The following is a 19,842-nucleotide window of genomic DNA, read 5'->3' as shown; positions in this document are numbered from 1 at the left end:
GTGTTAGAACTCACCTGAATTATCGCCTGGCGCGATAAACAAACAATGCGTAAAATTCTTATATGTGATGGGGACAAAAAAGCCAGTCAATGACTGGCTTTTAATTCATCAGGCATGCGCCACTGGCGTGGGATGTTCGCCCGCTTTGCGCAGTAGCATTAAGAGATAAATAAACGACACGCTGGCAATCATGATAAACAGCAAATTGTCGGAATAATTCTGCATCAGCATCGCGGTGAATGTCGGCCCCAGCAAACTGCCAATGGTATAGCTTAATAACAGCGCCTGGTTCATCGCCACCAGCTGGTGATGTTCAACTTTTTCACAGGCCCAGGCCATCGCGACCGGATAAAGTGTGAAGCCTGCCGCCCCCAGAATAAACAGCGCTGGCGCCATCGCGGCATTGCTGAGCATGGCAAGGCAACCCATGATCACCACGAAGACCTGAACGCGCAACACCAGCAGACGCCCAAAACGGTCTGCCAGACGGCCAATCGGCCACTGTCCGACGATGCCCGCGCTGACCATTACCGCCATCCAGAAGCCGATCCCGGAATCACTGACGCCCTGATGGTTCAGGTAGAGCGGCATCAGACCATAAAGCGACCCCAGAACAATCCCGGAGATGATGCAGCCGTTCACGCCCAGACGCGCCTGTCGCAGTCTCAGCATCGGCCAGACGTGGGTCGCTTCCTGATGCTCACTGTTCTGATTCACAATGCGTGTAAAGAGCAGCGGCAGGATCGCCGCCAGGACCATGCCTGTTACCCACGGCAGAACGCTCATCAGGTCGGTCGGCAGTTTGCTGACCATTAATTGCCCAAGCACGGTTCCCACGTAATAGACCATCATATACGCTGCCAGCAGACGTCCCCGGTTGCGCGAGGTACCGCTGCACATCAGCGCACTTTCCACCACAACCCAAATCATCGCGCAGCCTGCACCAGCGATAAAGCGCCAGATCATCCAGCTCCAGAAGCCGACCATCAGGCCCAGCCCGGCACAGCCGGCAGCGAAAATCAGCGAGGCCAGATAATAGCTGCGGTTAAAGCCAACGCGTTTAATCAGGCTCCCCGTCATCAGGGTGCCCAGCAGGTTCCCCGTGAAAAAGGACGAGCTGACCATACCCACCTGCCAGGTTGGTAAGTTTTCATGGGCAAGCCATAGCGGGACGAGCGTATTCAACACTGCGATCGCCAGGGTCAACAAAAGCAGGCCACAGAGCAACAGGAGCACTGGCCGGGTATAGATGGTCATGGATTAAAAACCGTGAGGAAGTTCAGATTTCGTGCGCATCATGCCACTGGAAAAAACAAAGTCAATCCACCGATTCAGGCGTCACGCACGATATGTGCCATGTCGATTTAAAAAACTCATCCTGCTAATGCAAAGTCTGCTACTGATATTAATTATCTGGTTGTTTTTATTTATTTCAGGGGATTTTTAATACCAAACATCAGTCGAAAAATTTCATGATGGAAAAAAGAAAAGCCGGGCGCTATGTCCCGGCTTTTTATAACGAAAAATCAAATCAGCTGGCGATAGCCATGCCTACCGTCATATGCAGGCCGTAAAACACACCGCGACCGATCAACTCCCCTGCCAGCACCAGCACAAAGGCCACTGACAGTAACGGCAGTGCGGGCTGATAACATTTAAGCTGAGGGGCAATCCAGCACACCAGCGCAACAGCCAGCAACACCACACGCCAGGCCATCAGAGAACCGTACTCTGGCACCAGAGTTGAGGCCTGCTGAATGGAGCTGTGAATGGTTGCCAGCTCAGCGCCCTGCATCAGCGCAACCATCGTGCTTACCACCAGCGCCAACAGCGAAACGGCAGGGAGCAGACGCATCGCCCAGCCGTCCACACCCGCCACGCGCAGCAGCAGGTAGCCCAGCAGCGGCCCGCCGATAAACATCGTCAGGAAGAAACTCATTGGCGTCCAGACGCTATACCAGGTGGGAACGGTATCGATGGTGTTATAAACCCGCACCATCATCCACACGAAGACCACGCCCAGCACCATTGTCACGATCAGCCACACGTTGCGCAGCCCCGCAGGAAGCTTTTTCAGGGCTGCCAGCAGCCACCCCAGCCCACCGACGGCAAAGAAGATCGCCCCGCTGGCAATTTCGTTACTCAGTGAGGATGCCCCCACGCGATTGAGAGAGTTGAACGCGCGCATTGGCGAGCCGAGGTGCAGCGTAGAGGCAATAAAACCGATCCCCATCAACACCCACAGACCAAACATACTCAGCACCACGCGCTGCTGCTGTTCAGCTTTCAAATCGCCTTTCAGTAACGCCAGCGCGAGCACAATAAAGCCACCCGCCACGCACTGCCCAAAGACCGTGAAGATCACCAGCGGCCATTCATGCCATCCACTTCCCATCTCACACCTCCTTCGGGTTTGCCAGATAGCCGGAGGTATCTCCCGTCGGGCGGCTGTTGGCGTTAGGTTTAATCACAATGCTTGGCTTAGTGAAGTGCGCGGACGGCAGCGGCGCGACGGCCGCAAGCTGGCCGTGTTTTTTACGCAGCTCGTCAACCGGGCCGAAGTCCAGCGCGCGCAGCGGACAGGACTCCACGCAAATCGGCTTTTTACCCTCTGCGACGCGGTCATGGCAGCCGTCGCACTTGGTCATGTGGCCTTTGGCGGCGTTGTACTGCGGCGCACCGTAAGGACAGGCCATATGGCAGTAGCGGCAGCCAATGCAGACGTCTTCATTCACTACCACAAACCCGTCGTCGCGCTTGTGCATCGCCCCGCTCGGGCACACTTTGGTGCAGGCCGGGTCTTCACAGTGGTTACAGGCAATCGACAGGTAATAGGCAAAGACGTTCTGATGCCAGACGCCGTTATCCTCCTGCCAGTCGCCGCCCGCGTATTCGTAGATCCGGCGGAAGCTGACGTCCGGGGTCAGGTCTTTGTAATCCTTGCAGGCCAGCTCGCAGGTTTTGCACCCGGTGCAACGGCTGGAATCAATAAAAAATCCATACTGGGTTGTCATCGGTTACTCCTTACACCTTCTCAACCTGAACAAGGTTTGTGTGGGACGGGTTGCCTTTCGCCAGCGGCGATGGGCGCTGCGTGGTCAGTACGTTAATACTGCCAGCCTGGTCGATGCGGTTTGCATCCGGGCTGTACCACGCGCCTTCCCCCAGCGCGACAACGCCAGGCATCATGCGGGGCGTCACTTTGGCTTCGATATGCACCTCGCCGCGACCGTTAAAGATACGCACGCGATCGCCATTGCTGATGCCTCGCGCTTTCGCATCCATCGGGTTAATCCACATCTCCTGGCGGCAGGCGGCTTTCAGCACATCAACGTTGCCGTAGGTGGAGTGAACGCGCGCTTTGTAGTGGAATCCGGTCAGTTGCAGCGGGAATTTTGCGGTCAGCGGATCGTTATAGTTTTCAAACCCGGGCGTGTAGATCGGCAGGGGATCGATAACATCCCCTTCCGGCAATTCCCAGGTTGCGGCAATGTTTGCCAGCTCTTCGGAGTAAATCTCGATTTTGCCCGATGGCGTGGTCAGCGGATTTGCCTGCGGATCGTCGCGGAAGGCTTTGTACGCCACGTGGTGCCCTTGCGGATCGCGCTGTTTATAGATGCCCTGCTTGCGGAAGGTATCGAAATCCGGCAGGTCAGGGATCGCTTTACGGGAAAGTTCATGCAGATGACGCATCCACTCTTCCTGAGTGCGGCCTTCTGTGAACTGTTGTTCGACGCCAAGACGTTTCGCCAGCTCAGAGGTCATCTCATAGATGGTTTTGCACTCGAAACGCGGTTTGATGGCCCGGTCGGTGAAGATCACGTAGGACATGTTGCCGCAGGAGGCATCCAGCGCGAAATCCATCTGCTCCGAGGCGGTGCAATCCGGCAGCAGAATATCCGCATATTTCGCCGATGAGGTCATGTGGCAGTCGATCACCACAATCATCTCGCACTTCTTGTCATCCTGCAGGATTTCGTGGGTGCGGTTGATCTCCGAGTGCTGGTTAATAAGGCAGTTACCGGCGTAGTTCCAGATCATCTTGATCGGCACATCCAGCTTGTCTTTGCCCCGTACGCCATCGCGCAGGGCGGTCATCTCCGGCCCGCGCTCAATGGCGTCGGTCCACATAAACATGGAGATACTGGTCTGAACCGGGTTTTCCAGGGTTGGCATCCGTTCAAACGGCAGCGAATAGGAACCTTCGCGCGCACCACTATTCCCACCATTAATACCCACGTTACCGGTCAGAATGGAGAGCATCGAAATAGCACGAGTGGCGATTTCGCCATTCGCGTGACGCTGTGGCCCCCAGCCCTGGCTGATATAGGCCGGTTTCGCTGAACCGATTTCACGCGCCAGCTGGACAATACGTTCCGCCGGTATCCCGGTGATTTTTGATGCCCACTCCGGGGTCTTCGCCACGCCGTCACTGCCCTGACCCAGAATATACGCCTTGTAATGCCCGTTGGCAGGCGCACTGGCGGGCAGGGTTTTCTCGTCATAGCCGACGCAGTATTTATCGAGGAATGGCTGATCGACAAGGTCCTCGGTGATCATGACCCACGCCAGCGCACTGACCAGCGCCGCATCAGTACCCGGGCGAATAGGGATCCACTCATCTTCCCGGCCTGCACCCGTATCGGTATAACGCGGATCGATGATGATCATCCGGGCGTTAGATTTGGCGCGAGCCTGCTCAAGGTAATAGGTTACCCCACCGCCGCTCATCCGCGTTTCACCAGGGTTGTTACCGAAAAGCACCACCAGTTTGCTGTTTTCGATATCGGACGGGCTGTTACCGTCTGCCCAGCCACCGTAGGTGTAGTTCAGGCCGGCAGCAATCTGTGCAGAAGAGTAGTCACCGTAGTGATTGAGATAACCGCCGCAGCAGTTCATCAAGCGCGCCACCAGCGTTTTGCCCGGTGGCCAGGAGCGGGTCAGCGTTCCCCCAAGCGTTCCGGTGCCATAGTTCAGATAGATGGATTCGTTACCGTACTCTTTTATCAGACGCTGCATATTGCTGGCGATGATATCGTAAGCTTCATCCCAGCTGATGCGCTCGAACTTCCCTTCCCCGCGCTTACCGACGCGTTTCATCGGGTACTTCAGACGGTCCGGGTTATAAACCCGGCGGCGCATTGAGCGGCCACGCAGACAGGCGCGAACCTGATGCAAGCCGTCGTAGTTATCGTCACCGGTATTGTCGGTTTCGACGTATTTGATCTCGCCATCCACCACATGCATACGTAATGGACAACGGCTACCACAGTTTACGGTACAGGCGCTCCACACCACGTTTTCCGGGGCCGTAGCCGGGGACAACGCATCCGCCGCCGACGCCAGTCGGGTAAAAGGGAGAGTGAAGGCACTGCTGGCAACGGCGAGACCGCCAATTGCCGTGGTTTTCATCAACCCACGGCGAGTGACCTCGGCAGCCATTAACGCTTCAGGCGCTTTGATTTTCATAAAGACTCACTTTGGTTGCTCACAAAGAATAAGGGGCGGAATTAACCGCGATATAGTTTTATATATAACGAGCTAATGCGTTATGCGTGTTTTATGCTGGCTTTCATTCGCAGGAGTATTACTACTTTAGAGGGAGGGGGTATTGCGTCGTATCAAACCGAGGGTATAAAAAAAGCGCCAAAAGGCGCTTTTTTGTTGTAAGGCAAAGAATTAGCCGATGTACTGCTGGCCTTTCATGTATGGGCGCAGTACTTCAGGGATCTCAATACGTCCGTCTGCCTGCTGATAGTTTTCCAGCACGGCAACCAGCGTACGGCCAACAGCCAGACCAGAGCCGTTCAGGGTATGCACCAGACGGGTTTTCTTGTCGGACTTGCTGCGGCAGCGTGCCTGCATACGACGCGCCTGGAAATCCCAGACGTTAGAGCAGGAGGAGATTTCACGGTAGGTGTTCTGCGCAGGTACCCACACTTCCAGATCAAAGGTTTTGCAGGCGCCAAAGCCCATATCACCGGTGCACAGCGCCATACGACGGTACGGCAGGCCGAGCAGCTCCAGCACTTTCTCCGCGTGGCCGGTCATCTCTTCCAGCGCGTCCATGGACTCTTCCGGACGAACGATCTGTACCATCTCAACTTTATCGAACTGGTGCATACGGATCAGACCACGCGTGTCACGGCCGTAAGAACCCGCTTCAGAGCGGAAGCACGGAGAGTGCGCCGTCAGTTTGATTGGCAGGTCGTCTTCGTCGATGATCTCATCACGCACGAGGTTGGTCAGCGGCACTTCTGCAGTTGGGATCAGCGCGTAGTTGCTGCTGTCGGCTTCCTCGTCCAGCGGACGGGTATGGAACAGATCGCCGGCAAATTTCGGCAGTTGTCCGGTACCGTACAGAGTATCGTGGTTAACCAGATACGGAACGTAGGTTTCGCTGTAACCGTGCTGCTCAGTGTGCAGATCCAGCATGAACTGTGCCAGCGCACGGTGCAGATGAGCAATCTGACCTTTCATCACCACGAAGCGAGAACCGGTCAGCTTCACGGCTGCCGCAAAGTCCAGGCCCGCGTGCATTTCGCCCAGAGTAACGTGATCGCGAACCTCGAAGTCGAACTCACGAGGCGTACCCCAGCGTTTCACTTCAACGTTGTCGTTTTCGTCTTTACCGACAGGAACGCTGTCGTCAGGAATGTTCGGGATAGCCAGGGCGATATCACGAATTTCGGCCTGAAGAACGTCCAGCTCAGCTTTCGCCTGGTCCAGCTCTTCACCCAGTTTGTTCACTTCCAGGCGTAATGGCTCAATGTCTTCCCCGCGCGCTTTCGCCTGGCCGATGGACTTCGATCGAGAGTTACGCTCTGCCTGCAGATTTTCAGTTTGTACCTGCAGAACTTTACGACGCTCTTCAAGAGCGCGCAGCTTATCTACATCCAGCTTAAAGCCCCGGCGTGCCAGTTTTTCAGCGACTGCGTCTGGCTCATTACGCAGCAGATTGGGATCGAGCATGCTTATCCTGTGCTTATCGAATTAAAATAGGAAAATGTGGCCACAGCCTGCGGCCACAGGGATACAATGCCAACATTACCGCAACGACTGAACTAACGGTAGCGTTTTATAGGGCTATTTTGATCCTGTCCGGCGAGCCAGGCGAGCTTTTCGCCAATCTTGCCTTCAAGACCTCTGTTTGTGGGGTGATAATAGCGGGTTTGTGCCATTTCCTGCGGGAAATACTCCTCCCCGGCCGCGTAAGCGTTGGGTTCATCGTGAGCGTAACGATACTCCTGCCCGTAACCGATCTCTTTCATCAGTTTCGTTGGCGCATTACGCAGATGCACCGGCACATCGTAGTCCGGGCGCTCACGCGCATCCGACATGGCCGCTTTGAATGCGGTATAGACGGCATTACTTTTCGGCGCGCAGGCCAGATAGACAATCGCCTGAGCAATAGCGCGCTCACCTTCCGCCGGCCCGACGCGAGTAAAACAATCCCAGGCCGAAAGCGCCACCTGCATGGCGCGCGGATCGGCATTGCCAACATCTTCTGAGGCAATCGCCAGACAGCGACGCGCGACGTACAGCGGATCGCCACCGGCAGTGATAATGCGTGCATACCAGTAAAGCGCGGCATCCGGCGCGCTGCCGCGTACCGACTTATGCAGCGCCGAGATCAGATCGTAAAAGCGATCGCCTTTGTTATCAAAACGGGCGCTACGCTCACCGGCAATTTCGGTCAACAGTTCCGGTTTTAATACCCGTTTGCCGGCGTCGTCGACTTCTGCCATATCGGCCATCATTTCCAGGGTATTCAGCGCCCGCCGCGCATCGCCGTTAACCAGTTCCGCAATTGCCCGACGCGTGTCGTCAGGCAGGACAATGTCCTGTCCGCCATAGCCGCGGGCTTTGTCGTCCATCGCCTGGGTGAGAACTTTTTCAATATCCTCGATGGTGAGCGATTTAAGCAGGTAGACGCGCGCCCGGGAAAGCAGTGCTGAGTTGAGTTCAAACGACGGGTTTTCGGTGGTGGCACCGATGAAGAAGATGGTGCCGTCTTCGATGTGCGGCAGGAATGCATCCTGCTGACTTTTATTGAAACGATGGACTTCGTCCACAAAGAGGATGGTTCGTCGCCCGGCGTTACGGTTCTGGCGCGCGCGCTCGATTGCTTCGCGGATCTCCTTCACACCGGATGTGACGGCCGAGATGCGCTCGACGTCCGCGTTAGCGTAGCGGGCGATCACTTCAGCAAGCGTGGTTTTACCGGTACCGGGTGGTCCCCAGAGGATCATCGAGTGCAGATGCCCGGCCTCAATGGCCCGCGGCAACGGCTTACCCGCAGCCAGCAGGTGCTGCTGGCCAATATACTGAGCTAAATTTTCTGGCCGCATACGCGCGGCCAGAGGTTGAAACGCATTATCTGAAAAATCGAGCGACAGGTTGCCCACTCATGCCTCTTACTTACGTTGGTCGTCCACCGTTACGCCCTGCGGCGGGGTAAAGGTAAATTTAGATGCATCGACAGCGCCATTTTGCTGTGATTTGAGCTGATAGCTGCTGCGCTGATCGTCCTGCTCAACGGCGCCGAACTGATTGATGGTACCGTTGGTGCTTACATTGATGGTGAACTGCTTCAGGTTGCCGTTGCTGCCTTTTGGCGTCAGGACAAACTCATCACCATTCTGCTTAATATTATACTGCTGCCAGTCGCTGGCCTGGTTACGGGCAATCAGCATAAAGGGCGTGTTGCTGGTCGCATCTTTCAGCCAGGTGGCGGTTGCCTGCTCAACAAACGGGTTGAAGAACCACAGGGTTTTGCCGTCAGAGACCAGGATGCTCTCATCCGGCTGAGTCATGTGCCAGTTGAAAAGATTTGGGCGTTTTACCCACAGATCGCCCTGGCCTTCCTGCACCGCATTACCGCTGCCGTCAGTCACTTTTTGCGTGAAGCTGGCGTGGAAGCTGCTCACTTTATCCAGGCGGCTTTTAAGGTCGCTGGCCGCATCAGCCCAGACGCTGCTGGCGACAAAACTGGTGAGTAATGCACAGGCGATTGCGATTTTTTTCATTGTTGTTCCTTAAAATACGTCATCCTGAAATGGGGTTTCCGTTTTCTATTCTGGACCTGCCCGCAGGCAGGTGACAGAAGAAAATGCTTAAATTTGGCTGATTTACCCTTCTTTGCACACGCTGAAGATCAATCAAACGGCGGCGGAGCCAGCACCTCACGGTTACCGTTATGCCCCTGCTCACTGACAATGCCCTGGGCTTCCATCTGCTCAATGATGCGCGCCGCGCGGTTGTAGCCAATACGGAACTGACGCTGAACGCCGGAGATCGACGCTTTGCGTTTTTCGGTAACAAAATTAACCGCCTGGTCGAATAACGGATCCAGCTCTTCGCCGCCGTCAAAGCCACCGCCGCCGCCTTCGCTTTCGCTGTCGGAGGTAATGCCGTCAACGTATTGTGGACGACCGCGCGCTTTCCAGTCCTGCACCACGGCATGCACTTCCTGGTCGCGAACGAATGCGCCGTGAACGCGCACCGGAGAGGTGGAGTTCGGGCCGGAGTAGAGCATATCCCCCATCCCCAGCAGCGATTCAGCACCGCCCTGATCAAGGATGGTACGCGAGTCAATTTTGCTTGATACGGTAAAGGCGATACGGGTCGGAATGTTGGCTTTAATCAGACCCGTAATGACGTCCACAGAAGGACGCTGCGTCGCCAGGACGAGGTGAATACCGGCCGCACGCGCTTTCTGTGCCAGACGGGCAATCAACTCTTCCACTTTCTTACCGACGGTCATCATCAGGTCGGCGAACTCATCCACCAACACGACGATGTAAGGCAGTTTTTCCAGCACCGGATGTTGGGCATCCATGCTATCGCCCGGTTTCCAGTATGGATCGGGAATTGGACGACCCATCCGCGCCGCCTCGGCGATTTTCTCGTTATAACCGGCAAGGTTACGCACGCCCAGAGCCGACATCAGCTTATAACGGCGCTCCATCTCGTTGACGCTCCAGCGCAGAGCGTTGGCCGCGTCTTTCATGTCGGTCACAACTTCCGTCAGCAGATGCGGGATCCCCTCATAGACCGACAGTTCCAGCATTTTCGGATCGATCATGATGAAACGGACATCTTCCGGCTGCGCTTTGTAGAGCATGCTGAGGATCATGGCGTTCACACCTACCGACTTACCGGAACCGGTAGTACCCGCGACCAGCAGGTGAGGCATTTTCGCCAGATCGGCTACCACCGGCTCACCCGCGATATCTTTACCCAGCACCACGGTCAGTGGTGAAGGGTTGTCGCGGAATTTGGTGTTGTCCAGCACTTCACGCAGGTAAACGGTCTGACGTTTTTTGTTCGGCAACTCAAGACCGACATAAGGTTTACCAGGAATGACTTCAACCACACGAACCGCAACGGTCGACAGAGAACGCGCCAGGTCGCGGGACAGGTTTGAAATACGCGCGGCTTTAACGCCAGGCGCCAGGTTGAGTTCGAAACGGGTAATGACAGGGCCTGGAGAGTAGTTGACCACGTCCGCTTTAATGCGGAAGTCAGCCAGACGCGCTTCTACCAGACGGGCCATTTGCTCCAGCGCGAAGGTATCGACCGGCTCAACTTCTGCTGGCGGCGGCGTTAACAGATCCAGCGACGGCAGAGGCGTGCTCGGACGTTGCAACGGACGGCTGTCACCGTTACGCATCAGCAGCGGATGAATGAGACTTTCCTGCGGCTGTGCCTGAGGCTGCTGGAATTGTGGCTGCTGTGGCTGCTGTGGCTGCTGCGGCTGGGCGTAAGCCTGTGGCGCTGGGGCCGGCTGCTGACGCACCGGCTCGGCTTCCGGCATGACGCTCGGCGTGAACAGCGGTTCGCTCGGAGCATCATCCACCAGATCTTTCATCGGTGAGAATTCGAAATCCGACAGCGAGAACGGGTTCGCACCAGCAGGTTGCTCACCTGAATAGCGTTGCTGCTGGGTGGCCGCAAACTGGCGTGCTAATTCTGCCTCTGCTGCATCATCATCGTCCGCCTGAGCAGGATGATCGTGCTGATACTCCTCGCCATAGCGCTGATGCTGCTGTGCGGCGAACTGACGCGCCAGTTCGTCCTGCTGCATTTCATCTGCATCATCGTCGTAATCAGATTCACGGGCTTTCTCCTCAGCCATACGCTGAGAAGGCAGTTTAATGCCATAGGATGCCAGCTCGCGGCGGGTTGGCACACGCACGCGGTTAGGACGCGGCAACTGCGGGCCAATCCCCTCTTTTACCTGAGGACGTGGTGTTCCACCTGTCGCCAGGCTAAAGACCGGCGCCGCAGCCGAAGCGGCTGCTGTAGCCTGTTTCACGCTCTCTGCCACTGGTGCAACCGCAGGCGTTGGAGTAACCGGCGGTGGGGAGACAGAAGGTGTATTCACAACAGGCTCCTGCACCGGCTCAGGAACAGGCTGATACCATGCTGCCAGTTGCTCGCGCTCACGGGCACGGCGCTCTTCAACCTCTTCGAAATAGTACATTGGCGGACGAGACGGTTTGACCTCTTCCACCACCTCAGGTTCTGGTTGAGGCGCGACGTAAGGCCCAGCAGGCTGAACAGGCTCAGGGACATACTCCTGATACGGTTGCGCCACGGGCTGCTCGTCGTACGGGTACCCCTGCGGCTCATGAACGGGCTCAGGCTGATAAGGTTGCTGCCACGGTTCCTGCTGGACCGGCGCATAGCTTTCTGGCTCTGGTGCGATAACCGGCTCTGGCGTATGCACGCCAGGCGCCGTTTGCCACTCTACCTGAGGCTGTTGAATAGCGGACTCGGGAGCGGGAACCGACGCAGACGGCATAACGGCTTCCGCTGGTGCTGCATAAGCCTGCGCCGCCGTGGTCGCGGCTGCCGCGGCGGCAACCGGTGCGGTAACAGAGTGACCGTTTAGCAGTGGATCGTATTCATCAAAATCGCCCGGCGTGGCGCGACTGCCAGAGAAAAGCACATCATCAGGATCAACGGCGGCACCGGCTGAACGGTACTCAACATGATCGTCTTCGTCCATGCGTTTACCGGAGAAGAGCGCCGCATCGGTTTTACGGCCCAGTGGGTTGGCAAATTTCTCGGCGACGCGCTGACGGCGTGCCAGTGCTCCACGCAAAATACGTGCACGACGAGATTCACGACGCTGTACGGGCGCATCGTCTTCCTCTTCGTACTCATCTTCATATTCGTCTTCATCGACCCATGTGTCGTCACGACGGGTACGGTTGCTGGCAAAGGTCAGAATAGTGAGGACAAAACTGCCGATCTTCTCGGCAATGCTCACCCACGACCAGCCGGTGAACAGCGTTAATCCTGCCGCCCAGATACACAGCAATGCCAGGGTACCACCGCTGCTGTGAAGCATAGGCTGCAACGCAGAGCTCAGCAGGCTACCGATGACCCCGCCAGAGGCGAAATACCAGATGTCATCGGCGTTGATGGCTGCCAGCCCGCAGGAGGTGAGGATCAACGCCAGCGCGCCTATCAGGCGCAGCGAAACCGCGAAATAGTCGATGTAGTCGTCGTTCTGACGATGGCGCCAGGCAAACCAGCATCCGCCAATAATAATGAAGGGAATGGTATAGGCCATCACACCGAAAATGAAAAACAGGGTGTCCGCAAGCCAGGCACCGGGAACGCCGCCTAAATTATGGATAGGCTCATGCCATGCAGTTTGTGACCAGCTGGGATCTGAGGGGTTGAAACTGAGTAAGGCTGCCATCAGCCAGACGGCAAAAAGGGCAATAACAATCAGCAACGCCTCAAGGAGCCGACGTCCGCTGCTTAGCTTCGATAATGTGACTTCTTTGTCTTCAGTGTATTCCTGGCTCAAGAAAGGCTCTCCAGGTATCAGGCATATCCTGCCTGTTTGCTAAAACGGACAACAGCGCCGGGACACCCCGGCACTGTTGCTGTATGGATTAACAGGAGTGTAATCAAACTACACTGATTTTGCACCTGTTCCGTGTTAGCGCGTCTTAATAACCAGACGATTGCTCTGTTTGACCTCTTCCATCACCACATAGGTACGGGTGTCGTTCACGCCTGGCAGACGCAGCAGGGTTTCACCCAGCAGCTTACGGTAGGCGGACATATCTGGTACGCGGGTTTTCAACAGGTAGTCGAAATCGCCAGAAACCAGATGACACTCTTGAATTTCTTCAAGTTTTTGTACAGCGGCGTTAAATTGCTCAAACACATCCGGTGCACCACGATTCAGAGTAATCTCAACAAATACCAGAAGTGAGGCATCCAGATAATGCGGGTTCAGCAGAGCCGTATAGCCCTGAATAAAACCCTGTCTTTCCAGTCGGCGCACACGCTCAAGGCACGGCGTCGGGGAAAGTCCCACACGTTTTGAAAGCTCGACGTTGGAAATACGCCCATCCTTTTGCAATTCATTAAGAATGTTACGATCGATACGGTCGAGATCTTTGCCAGGGCGCTTCTTGCTATCTACCATTATTATTGTCTCTCTGTATTCCTTCCCTACTCCTGCCTGGACCCTGTGCACATCACTGTTCAGAGCCTGTACCCGTTAGTCATCACATCGCCTGGTTATCTATTAGACGCGATGCGGATTCGGGTTCTGTTGGTAAGAAGACCGTTGCCCGAAGGCAGTCACCGACATCACGTATGGCGTCTGTCCACGCCATGCGTAGATTTCACTGACCCGGTAAAAATGGCATTTACATGCATGCCTATGCGGCACACGGTTAACGCGGTTTTTTTTCTTCCTTGAATGTTTTCGCAAAAGCGCAGGGGATTGTCAAAGCAAAACATCGATTTTTAGTACAACATGCCGGATATTCATTTCGGTGGGGTATTAATCCTCATTTTATTGCCTTATAAACAAGCGAATTTAAGAAGTAAGCCTGATGTTATAGCGCTCAATTTATCGTCATTGCCTATCGTACAGATTGAGATCAACATTGCTGTGCTCTTTTTTTACGGCAACAAATTCCCTACAATCCAGCCAACTGTCTGCCAACAACAATGGGGATCTCATGGGCACGGCCAAACACAGTAAGCTGCTAATTCTTGGTTCTGGACCTGCGGGATATACCGCGGCGGTCTATGCTGCACGCGCTAACCTGCAACCGGTTTTGATTACCGGTATGGAAAAAGGCGGTCAGCTGACCACCACCACTGAAGTGGAAAACTGGCCAGGCGACCCTAACGACCTGACCGGGCCGCTGCTGATGGAGCGTATGCACGAGCATGCGGCTAAATTCGAAACCGAAATTCTGTTCGACCATATTAACAAGGTCGATTTGCAGAACCGTCCGTTCCGCCTGACGGGCGACAGCGGCGAGTACACCTGCGATGCGCTGATCATCGCAACGGGCGCTTCTGCCCGCTACCTTGGCCTGCCGTCAGAAGAGGCGTTCAAAGGTCGCGGCGTTTCTGCCTGCGCAACCTGCGACGGTTTCTTCTATCGCAACCAGAAAGTCGCGGTCATCGGCGGCGGTAACACCGCCGTAGAAGAGGCGCTCTATCTGGCGAACATCGCTTCTGAAGTGCACCTGATCCACCGTCGCGACACTTTCCGCGCCGAGAAGATCCTGATCAAACGTCTGATGGATAAAGTGGCGAGCGGCAACATTGTGCTGCACACCAACCGTACGCTGGAAGAAGTGACGGGCGATCAGATGGGCGTTGCCGGTCTGCGTATTCGTGATACCCAGAACACCGATAACGTCGAAACGCTGGAAGTGGCGGGCCTGTTTGTGGCTATCGGTCACAGCCCGAACACGGCGATCTTCGAGGGGCAACTGGAGCTGGAAAACGGCTACATCAAAGTGCAGTCCGGTATTCACGGCAACGCGACCCAGACCAGTATCCCGGGTGTGTTCGCTGCTGGTGACGTAATGGACCACATTTACCGTCAGGCGATCACCTCCGCAGGCACCGGTTGCATGGCCGCGCTGGACGCTGAACGCTACCTCGATGGGCTGGCTGAACAAGGTAAATAATCTTTACAAGTCAGTAACAAACGTAAATAAAGGCGGCGATAAGTCGCCTTTATTGTCTCCTCGTTGTAACATTGCGCTGCCCACTTTCTAATAACATCACCTGCAAAGCACGCAATGGAAAAAACCCGTCAACAAGAGTTAACACGCTGGCTAAAACAGCAGAGCGTTCTTTCCCGCCGCTGGCTCATGATTTCCCGTCTTCTGGGACTGATCAGTGGTCTGTTGATTGTTGCCCAGGCATGGCTGCTGGCCCGCATTCTCAATCATATGATTATGGAGAACATTCCGCGTGAAGCGCTTCTGCTGCCCTTCATCGTCCTGATCCTGGTTTTCATTCTGCGCGCCTGGGTCGTCTGGCTGCGCGAACGCGTTGGTTTTCACGCGGGGCAGCATATTCGCTACGAAATTCGCCGACAGGTGCTTGATCGTCTTCAGGAAGCCGGGCCCGCATGGATCCAGGGAAAACCAGCCGGAAGCTGGGCAACGTTAATCCTTGAACAGATTGACGATATGCACGACTACTACGCCCGCTACCTTCCGCAGATGGCGCTGGCCGTCTGCGTCCCGCTGCTGATTGTGATAACCATTTTCCCTGTCAACTGGGTAGCTGCGCTGATCCTGCTGGGTACCGCCCCGCTGATCCCCCTGTTTATGGCGATGGTGGGGATGGGAGCGGCCGATGCGAACCGCCGTAACTTCCTTGCGTTGGGTCGCCTGAGCGGCCATTTCCTTGATCGTCTGCGCGGGATGGAGACGTTACGCATTTTTGGCCGGGGTGAAGCCGAAACGGAAAACATTCGCCTGGCGTCGCAGGATTTCCGTCAGCGCACGATGGAAGTGTTACGTCTGGCGTTTCTGTCGTCTGGCGTACTGGAATTCTTTACCTCGCTCTCTATCGCCCTCGTGGCGGTCTATTTTGGTTTCTCGTATCTCGGCGCGCTGGATTTTGGTCACTACGGCACGGCGGTGACACTGTCGGCCGGTTTCCTGGCGCTTATTCTGGCTCCGGAATTTTTCCAGCCGCTTCGCGATCTTGGAACCTTCTACCATGCCAAAGCGCAGGCCGTTGGCGCGGCTGACAGCCTGAAAACGTTCCTGGAGACGCCGTTGGCGCATCCGGAGCGAGGAGAGGTAACGCTGAACGCCAATGAACCCGTGACCATTGAAGCACGTGATTTCGCTATCCTGTCACCGGAAGGGAAAGTGCTGGCTGGCCCACTGAACTTTACCTTACCCGCCGGGCAACGGGTGGTGCTGGTAGGGACCAGTGGTTCAGGAAAAAGCTCGCTGATCAATGCGTTATCCGGTTTTATGGCTTATACCGGCTCACTGCGCATCAACAAAACCGAACTGCGCGATCTCGATCCGGACGCCTGGCGAAAACAGCTCAGTTGGGTGGGGCAAAACCCGCAGCTGCCAGCCCCGACGCTGCGGGAAAATGTCCTGCTGGCTCGCCCGGATGCACGTGAAGACGAGTTGCAATCTGTTCTCGACCGCGCCTGGGTCAGCGAGTTTCTGCCGCTGCTTCCGCATGGCGTTGATACCATTGTCGGCGATCAGTCTGCCGGGTTATCCGTGGGCCAGGCGCAGCGCGTGGCGGTCGCCCGCGCGTTGCTTAATCCATGCCAGTTAATGCTGCTGGACGAGCCAGCGGCCAGCCTGGATGCGCACAGTGAACAGCGCGTGATGGCGGCCCTGAACGCCGCCTCGCGGCAGCAAACCACCCTGATGGTCACTCATCAGCTGGAAGGCATTGCCGACTGGGACCAGATCTGGGTCATGGAAAACGGTCGTATTGTTGAGCAAGGCGATTACGCCTCTCTCGTTACCGCGCAGGGCCCCTTCGCTGCCCTGCTGGCGAATCGTCAGGAGGACATCTGATGCGTGCCCTGCTTCCCTATCTCGCGCTCTATAAACGCCACAAATGGATGCTGACGCTGGGCATCGTGCTGGCCATTGTGACCCTGCTTGCCAGCATCGGCCTGCTCACGCTTTCCGGCTGGTTCTTGTCTGCCTCTGCCGTGGCGGGGGTTGCCGGGCTCTACAGCTTCAACTACATGCTTCCGGCGGCGGGCGTCCGCGGCACTGCCATTACCCGTACGGCAGGACGGTACTTCGAGCGACTGGTCAGCCATGACGCGACATTCAGCGTGCTGCAACATCTGCGCATTTACACCTTCAGTAAACTGCTGCCCCTCTCCCCTGCCGGACTGGCGCGTTTTCGTCAGGGGGAATTGCTCAACCGTGTGGTTGCGGATGTCGACACCCTGGATCACCTCTACCTGCGCGTGATTTCCCCGATAGTCGGCGCGTTTGTGGTGATTGTGGTGGTCACGCTGGGTCTGTCGGTGCTGGATGTCGCTGTTGCGCTGACGCTGGGCGGGATCATGCTTTTGACGCTCATTATCCTGCCGCCGCTATTTTACCGCGCGGGTAAATCCACCGGAGAGAACCTGACGCGTCTGCGCGGGGAGTACCGCCAGCAGCTCACCTCCTGGTTACAGGGGCAGGCCGAACTGACGATATTTGGCGCCAGCGAGCGCTACCGTGCGCGAATGGAGAACACAGAACTGAACTGGCATGAAGCCCAGCGCCGTCAGTCTGAGCTTACCGCGTTCTCTCAGGCGCTTATGATGTTAATCGGGGGTGTCGCGGTCATCGCCATGCTCTGGATGGCGTCCGGTGGCGTTGGCAATAACGCACAGCCGGGCCCTCTGATTGCCTTGTTCGTATTCTGTGCCCTGGCGGCCTTTGAAGCGCTGGCGCCGGTGACGGGTGCCTTCCAGCATCTCGGTCAGGTCATCGCCTCCGCCCTGCGCATCACGGAGATTGCGGAGCAGGATCCGGAGGTGAAGTTCACCGCAGAGCAAACGGCCACGCCTGAGCAGGTTGCCCTGACGCTCAGTAACGTCACCTTCGCCTATGACAAGCAGGCACAGAATGCGCTGGAAGGCATCAGCCTCGCTGTGGATGCGGGTCAGCGGATTGCGATCCTCGGCCGTACCGGCTGCGGCAAATCCACGCTTTTGCAGTTGTTAACGCGAGCCTGGGATCCACAGCAAGGTCAGATTCAGTTTAACGGAACTCCGCTGGCAGACTTCAGCGAACAGGCGCTGCGCAAAACCGTCAGCGTGGTTCCGCAGCGCGTTCATCTCTTCAGCGCCACGCTGCGCGATAACCTGCTGCTGGCTGCACCGGAGGCCACTGATGACGTACTCCGCGCCATGCTGGAGCAGGTCGGGCTGCATAAGCTGCTTGAAGACGATGGCCTGAACAGCTGGCTGGGTGAAGGCGGTCGTCAACTCTCTGGCGGTGAGCTGCGTCGTCTGGCGATTGCGCGCGCGCTGCTGCATGATGCGCCGCTGATGTTGCTCGACGAGCCCACAGAAGGGCTTGATGCGACAACTGAAAGCCAGATCCTTGATTTACTTGTGAATGTTATGGCCGGTAAAACCGTCCTGATGGTGACACACCGCCTGCGTGGACTGGCAAGTTTTGATCGGATAATTGTGATGGACAACGGACACATTATTGAGCAAGGTAGTCACGCAGAGCTGTTGACGAAACAGGGTCGCTACTACCAGTTTAAACAGCGTCTGTAGACTATATTTGTAGCGTCCTCACTCGCGTACTGGAGTTTTGCTGTCATGCGCCTGGTCCAGCTTTCTCGTCATAACATTGCGTTCCCGTCGCCAGAGGGAGCGCTGCGTGAACCCAATGGGCTGCTGGCACTTGGCGGCGATCTCAGCCCTGCCCGGCTCCTGATGGCCTACCAGCGCGGCATATTCCCGTGGTTTTCACCTGGCGACCCTATTTTATGGTGGTCTCCCGATCCGCGCGCCGTGCTCTGGCCCACGCAGTTTCACCTGAGCCGCAGCATGAAGCGTTTCCACGCAAAATCACCGTACCGGGTCACATTGAATCACGCCTTCGGTCAGGTGATAGAAGGGTGTGCGGAAGACCGTCATGAAGGGACATGGATCACCCGCGATATCATCACTGCCTATCATCAACTGCACGAGCTTGGCTACGCCCACTCCATTGAAGTGTGGGAAGGTGGCGAACTTGTTGGCGGTATGTACGGCGTCGCGCAGGGGACATTGTTCTGCGGTGAGTCGATGTTCTCCCGGGCGGTAAACGCCTCGAAAACGGCCCTGCTGGTTTTCTGCCAGGAGTTTGCTCAGCGCGGCGGGCAGCTGCTGGATTGTCAGGTTCTGAACGAGCATACCGCCTCCCTCGGTGCGGTTGAAATCTCCCGCCGCCACTACATTGAGCACCTGGATAACTGCCGTCAGGAGAAGCTGCCGCGCGATTTTTGGGTACCGCGGACACTCTTTATGCCCAATGTCTAAATGTTTTCCGCATATTTTTTATGAGGGTGTTATAATTATGCCGCAGAGTAGCTTCTGCCTGTTGCCCCGCCGCCGTTTGGGACCTTCGCTTCAGATAACGTCCTGACGTTTATCCTGTTGTATCCCCTTTACGAATGCGCTTTCCGTTCGGTTGTACCGTGACGCTTGGGCAATGCGCCGAAACTGTTTTGCTGCGTTTTAAACGCGCAATTCTTTACTTAATTGATGAATTTCGGCATTATCTTGCCGGTTCAAAACTTGGTAGTGATACCCCAGAGGATTAGATGGCCAAAGAAGACAATATTGAAATGCAGGGTACCGTACTTGATACGTTGCCTAACACCATGTTTCGCGTAGAGCTGGAAAACGGTCACGTGGTAACTGCGCACATCTCCGGTAAAATGCGCAAAAACTATATCCGCATTTTGACGGGCGACAAAGTGACTGTTGAACTGACCCCGTACGACCTGAGCAAAGGCCGCATTGTCTTCCGTAGTCGCTAATTGTTTTCGCCTGTA

General features: G+C 56.1%; 14 protein-coding genes. 5 read left to right on the top strand and 9 right to left on the bottom strand.

What is annotated here, in order from left to right:
* Positions 1-108: 108 nt before the first annotated feature.
* The 9 genes from HX884_RS07765 to lrp all read right to left on the bottom strand — a co-directional run bounded on the left by HX884_RS07765 (position 109) and on the right by lrp (position 13,459).
* Positions 109-1,257, bottom strand: a complete 1,149-nt coding sequence (locus HX884_RS07765) for an MFS transporter (RefSeq protein ID WP_038981312.1) — start codon at positions 1,255-1,257, stop codon at positions 109-111.
* A 274-nt stretch (positions 1,258-1,531) separates the two neighbouring features.
* Positions 1,532-2,395: a dimethyl sulfoxide reductase anchor subunit family protein gene (locus tag HX884_RS07760; protein ID WP_178327934.1), complete on the bottom strand. Its 864-nt coding sequence runs from the start codon at positions 2,393-2,395 to the stop codon at positions 1,532-1,534.
* A 1-nt stretch (position 2,396) separates the two neighbouring features.
* Complete coding sequence (locus HX884_RS07755) at positions 2,397-3,014, bottom strand: DMSO/selenate family reductase complex B subunit (protein WP_062934364.1); 618 nt, start codon at positions 3,012-3,014, stop codon at positions 2,397-2,399.
* Between the two features lie 10 nt (positions 3,015-3,024).
* On the bottom strand, positions 3,025-5,469 hold the full coding sequence (gene dmsA / locus HX884_RS07750; RefSeq protein WP_020686417.1) for a dimethylsulfoxide reductase subunit A: 2,445 nt from the start codon (positions 5,467-5,469) through the stop codon (positions 3,025-3,027).
* 210 nt (positions 5,470-5,679) lie between these two features.
* Positions 5,680-6,972 carry a serine--tRNA ligase gene (gene serS, locus HX884_RS07745; RefSeq protein WP_008499983.1) on the bottom strand — a complete coding sequence of 431 codons (1,293 nt, stop codon included), beginning with the start codon at positions 6,970-6,972 and terminating at the stop codon, positions 5,680-5,682.
* A gap of 92 nt (positions 6,973-7,064) precedes the next feature.
* Positions 7,065-8,408 (bottom strand): replication-associated recombination protein RarA, encoded by a 1,344-nt coding sequence (gene rarA / locus HX884_RS07740; protein ID WP_178327933.1) that lies wholly within the window; start codon positions 8,406-8,408, stop codon positions 7,065-7,067.
* 9 nt (positions 8,409-8,417) lie between these two features.
* The gene (lolA, locus tag HX884_RS07735) at positions 8,418-9,029 is read right to left on the bottom strand and encodes an outer membrane lipoprotein chaperone LolA (RefSeq protein ID WP_013097319.1); all 612 of its coding nucleotides are present in this window, start codon (positions 9,027-9,029) and stop codon (positions 8,418-8,420) included.
* Between the two features lie 128 nt (positions 9,030-9,157).
* Positions 9,158-12,829 carry a DNA translocase FtsK 4TM domain-containing protein gene (locus HX884_RS07730; RefSeq protein WP_178327932.1) on the bottom strand — a complete coding sequence of 1,224 codons (3,672 nt, stop codon included), beginning with the start codon at positions 12,827-12,829 and terminating at the stop codon, positions 9,158-9,160.
* Positions 12,830-12,964: 135 nt separating this feature from the next.
* Entirely contained in the window at positions 12,965-13,459 is a 495-nt protein-coding gene (lrp, locus tag HX884_RS07725; protein WP_000228469.1) for a leucine-responsive transcriptional regulator Lrp, read from the bottom strand.
* Between the two features lie 544 nt (positions 13,460-14,003).
* On the opposite strand from lrp, the gene trxB reads away from it, so the two are divergent.
* From trxB to infA, 5 genes are all read left to right on the top strand, one after another.
* A complete protein-coding gene (trxB, locus tag HX884_RS07720; RefSeq protein ID WP_013097321.1) occupies positions 14,004-14,972 on the top strand; it encodes a thioredoxin-disulfide reductase in 969 nt (322 codons plus the stop codon).
* Positions 14,973-15,086: 114 nt separating this feature from the next.
* Positions 15,087-16,853: a cysteine/glutathione ABC transporter permease/ATP-binding protein CydD gene (cydD, locus tag HX884_RS07715; RefSeq protein WP_178327931.1), complete on the top strand. Its 1,767-nt coding sequence runs from the start codon at positions 15,087-15,089 to the stop codon at positions 16,851-16,853.
* Positions 16,853-18,574, top strand: coding sequence for a cysteine/glutathione ABC transporter ATP-binding protein/permease CydC (gene cydC / locus HX884_RS07710; RefSeq protein ID WP_178327930.1), 1,722 nt, complete (start codon positions 16,853-16,855; stop codon positions 18,572-18,574). Before cydD ends, cydC begins: the two co-directional genes overlap by 1 nt.
* A 45-nt stretch (positions 18,575-18,619) precedes the next feature.
* A complete protein-coding gene (gene aat, locus HX884_RS07705) occupies positions 18,620-19,324 on the top strand; it encodes a leucyl/phenylalanyl-tRNA--protein transferase (RefSeq protein WP_013097324.1) in 705 nt (234 codons plus the stop codon).
* A 284-nt stretch (positions 19,325-19,608) separates the two neighbouring features.
* The gene (gene infA, locus HX884_RS07700; RefSeq protein ID WP_002211347.1) at positions 19,609-19,827 is read left to right on the top strand and encodes a translation initiation factor IF-1; all 219 of its coding nucleotides are present in this window, start codon (positions 19,609-19,611) and stop codon (positions 19,825-19,827) included.
* Positions 19,828-19,842 lie beyond the last annotated feature (15 nt).

Origin of the sequence: Enterobacter sp. SECR19-1250 (assembly GCF_013391025.1) — a bacterium.
GTDB classification, from domain to species: Bacteria; Pseudomonadota; Gammaproteobacteria; order Enterobacterales; family Enterobacteriaceae; genus Enterobacter; species Enterobacter cloacae.
This window is presented reverse-complemented; position numbering and strand designations above follow the sequence as displayed.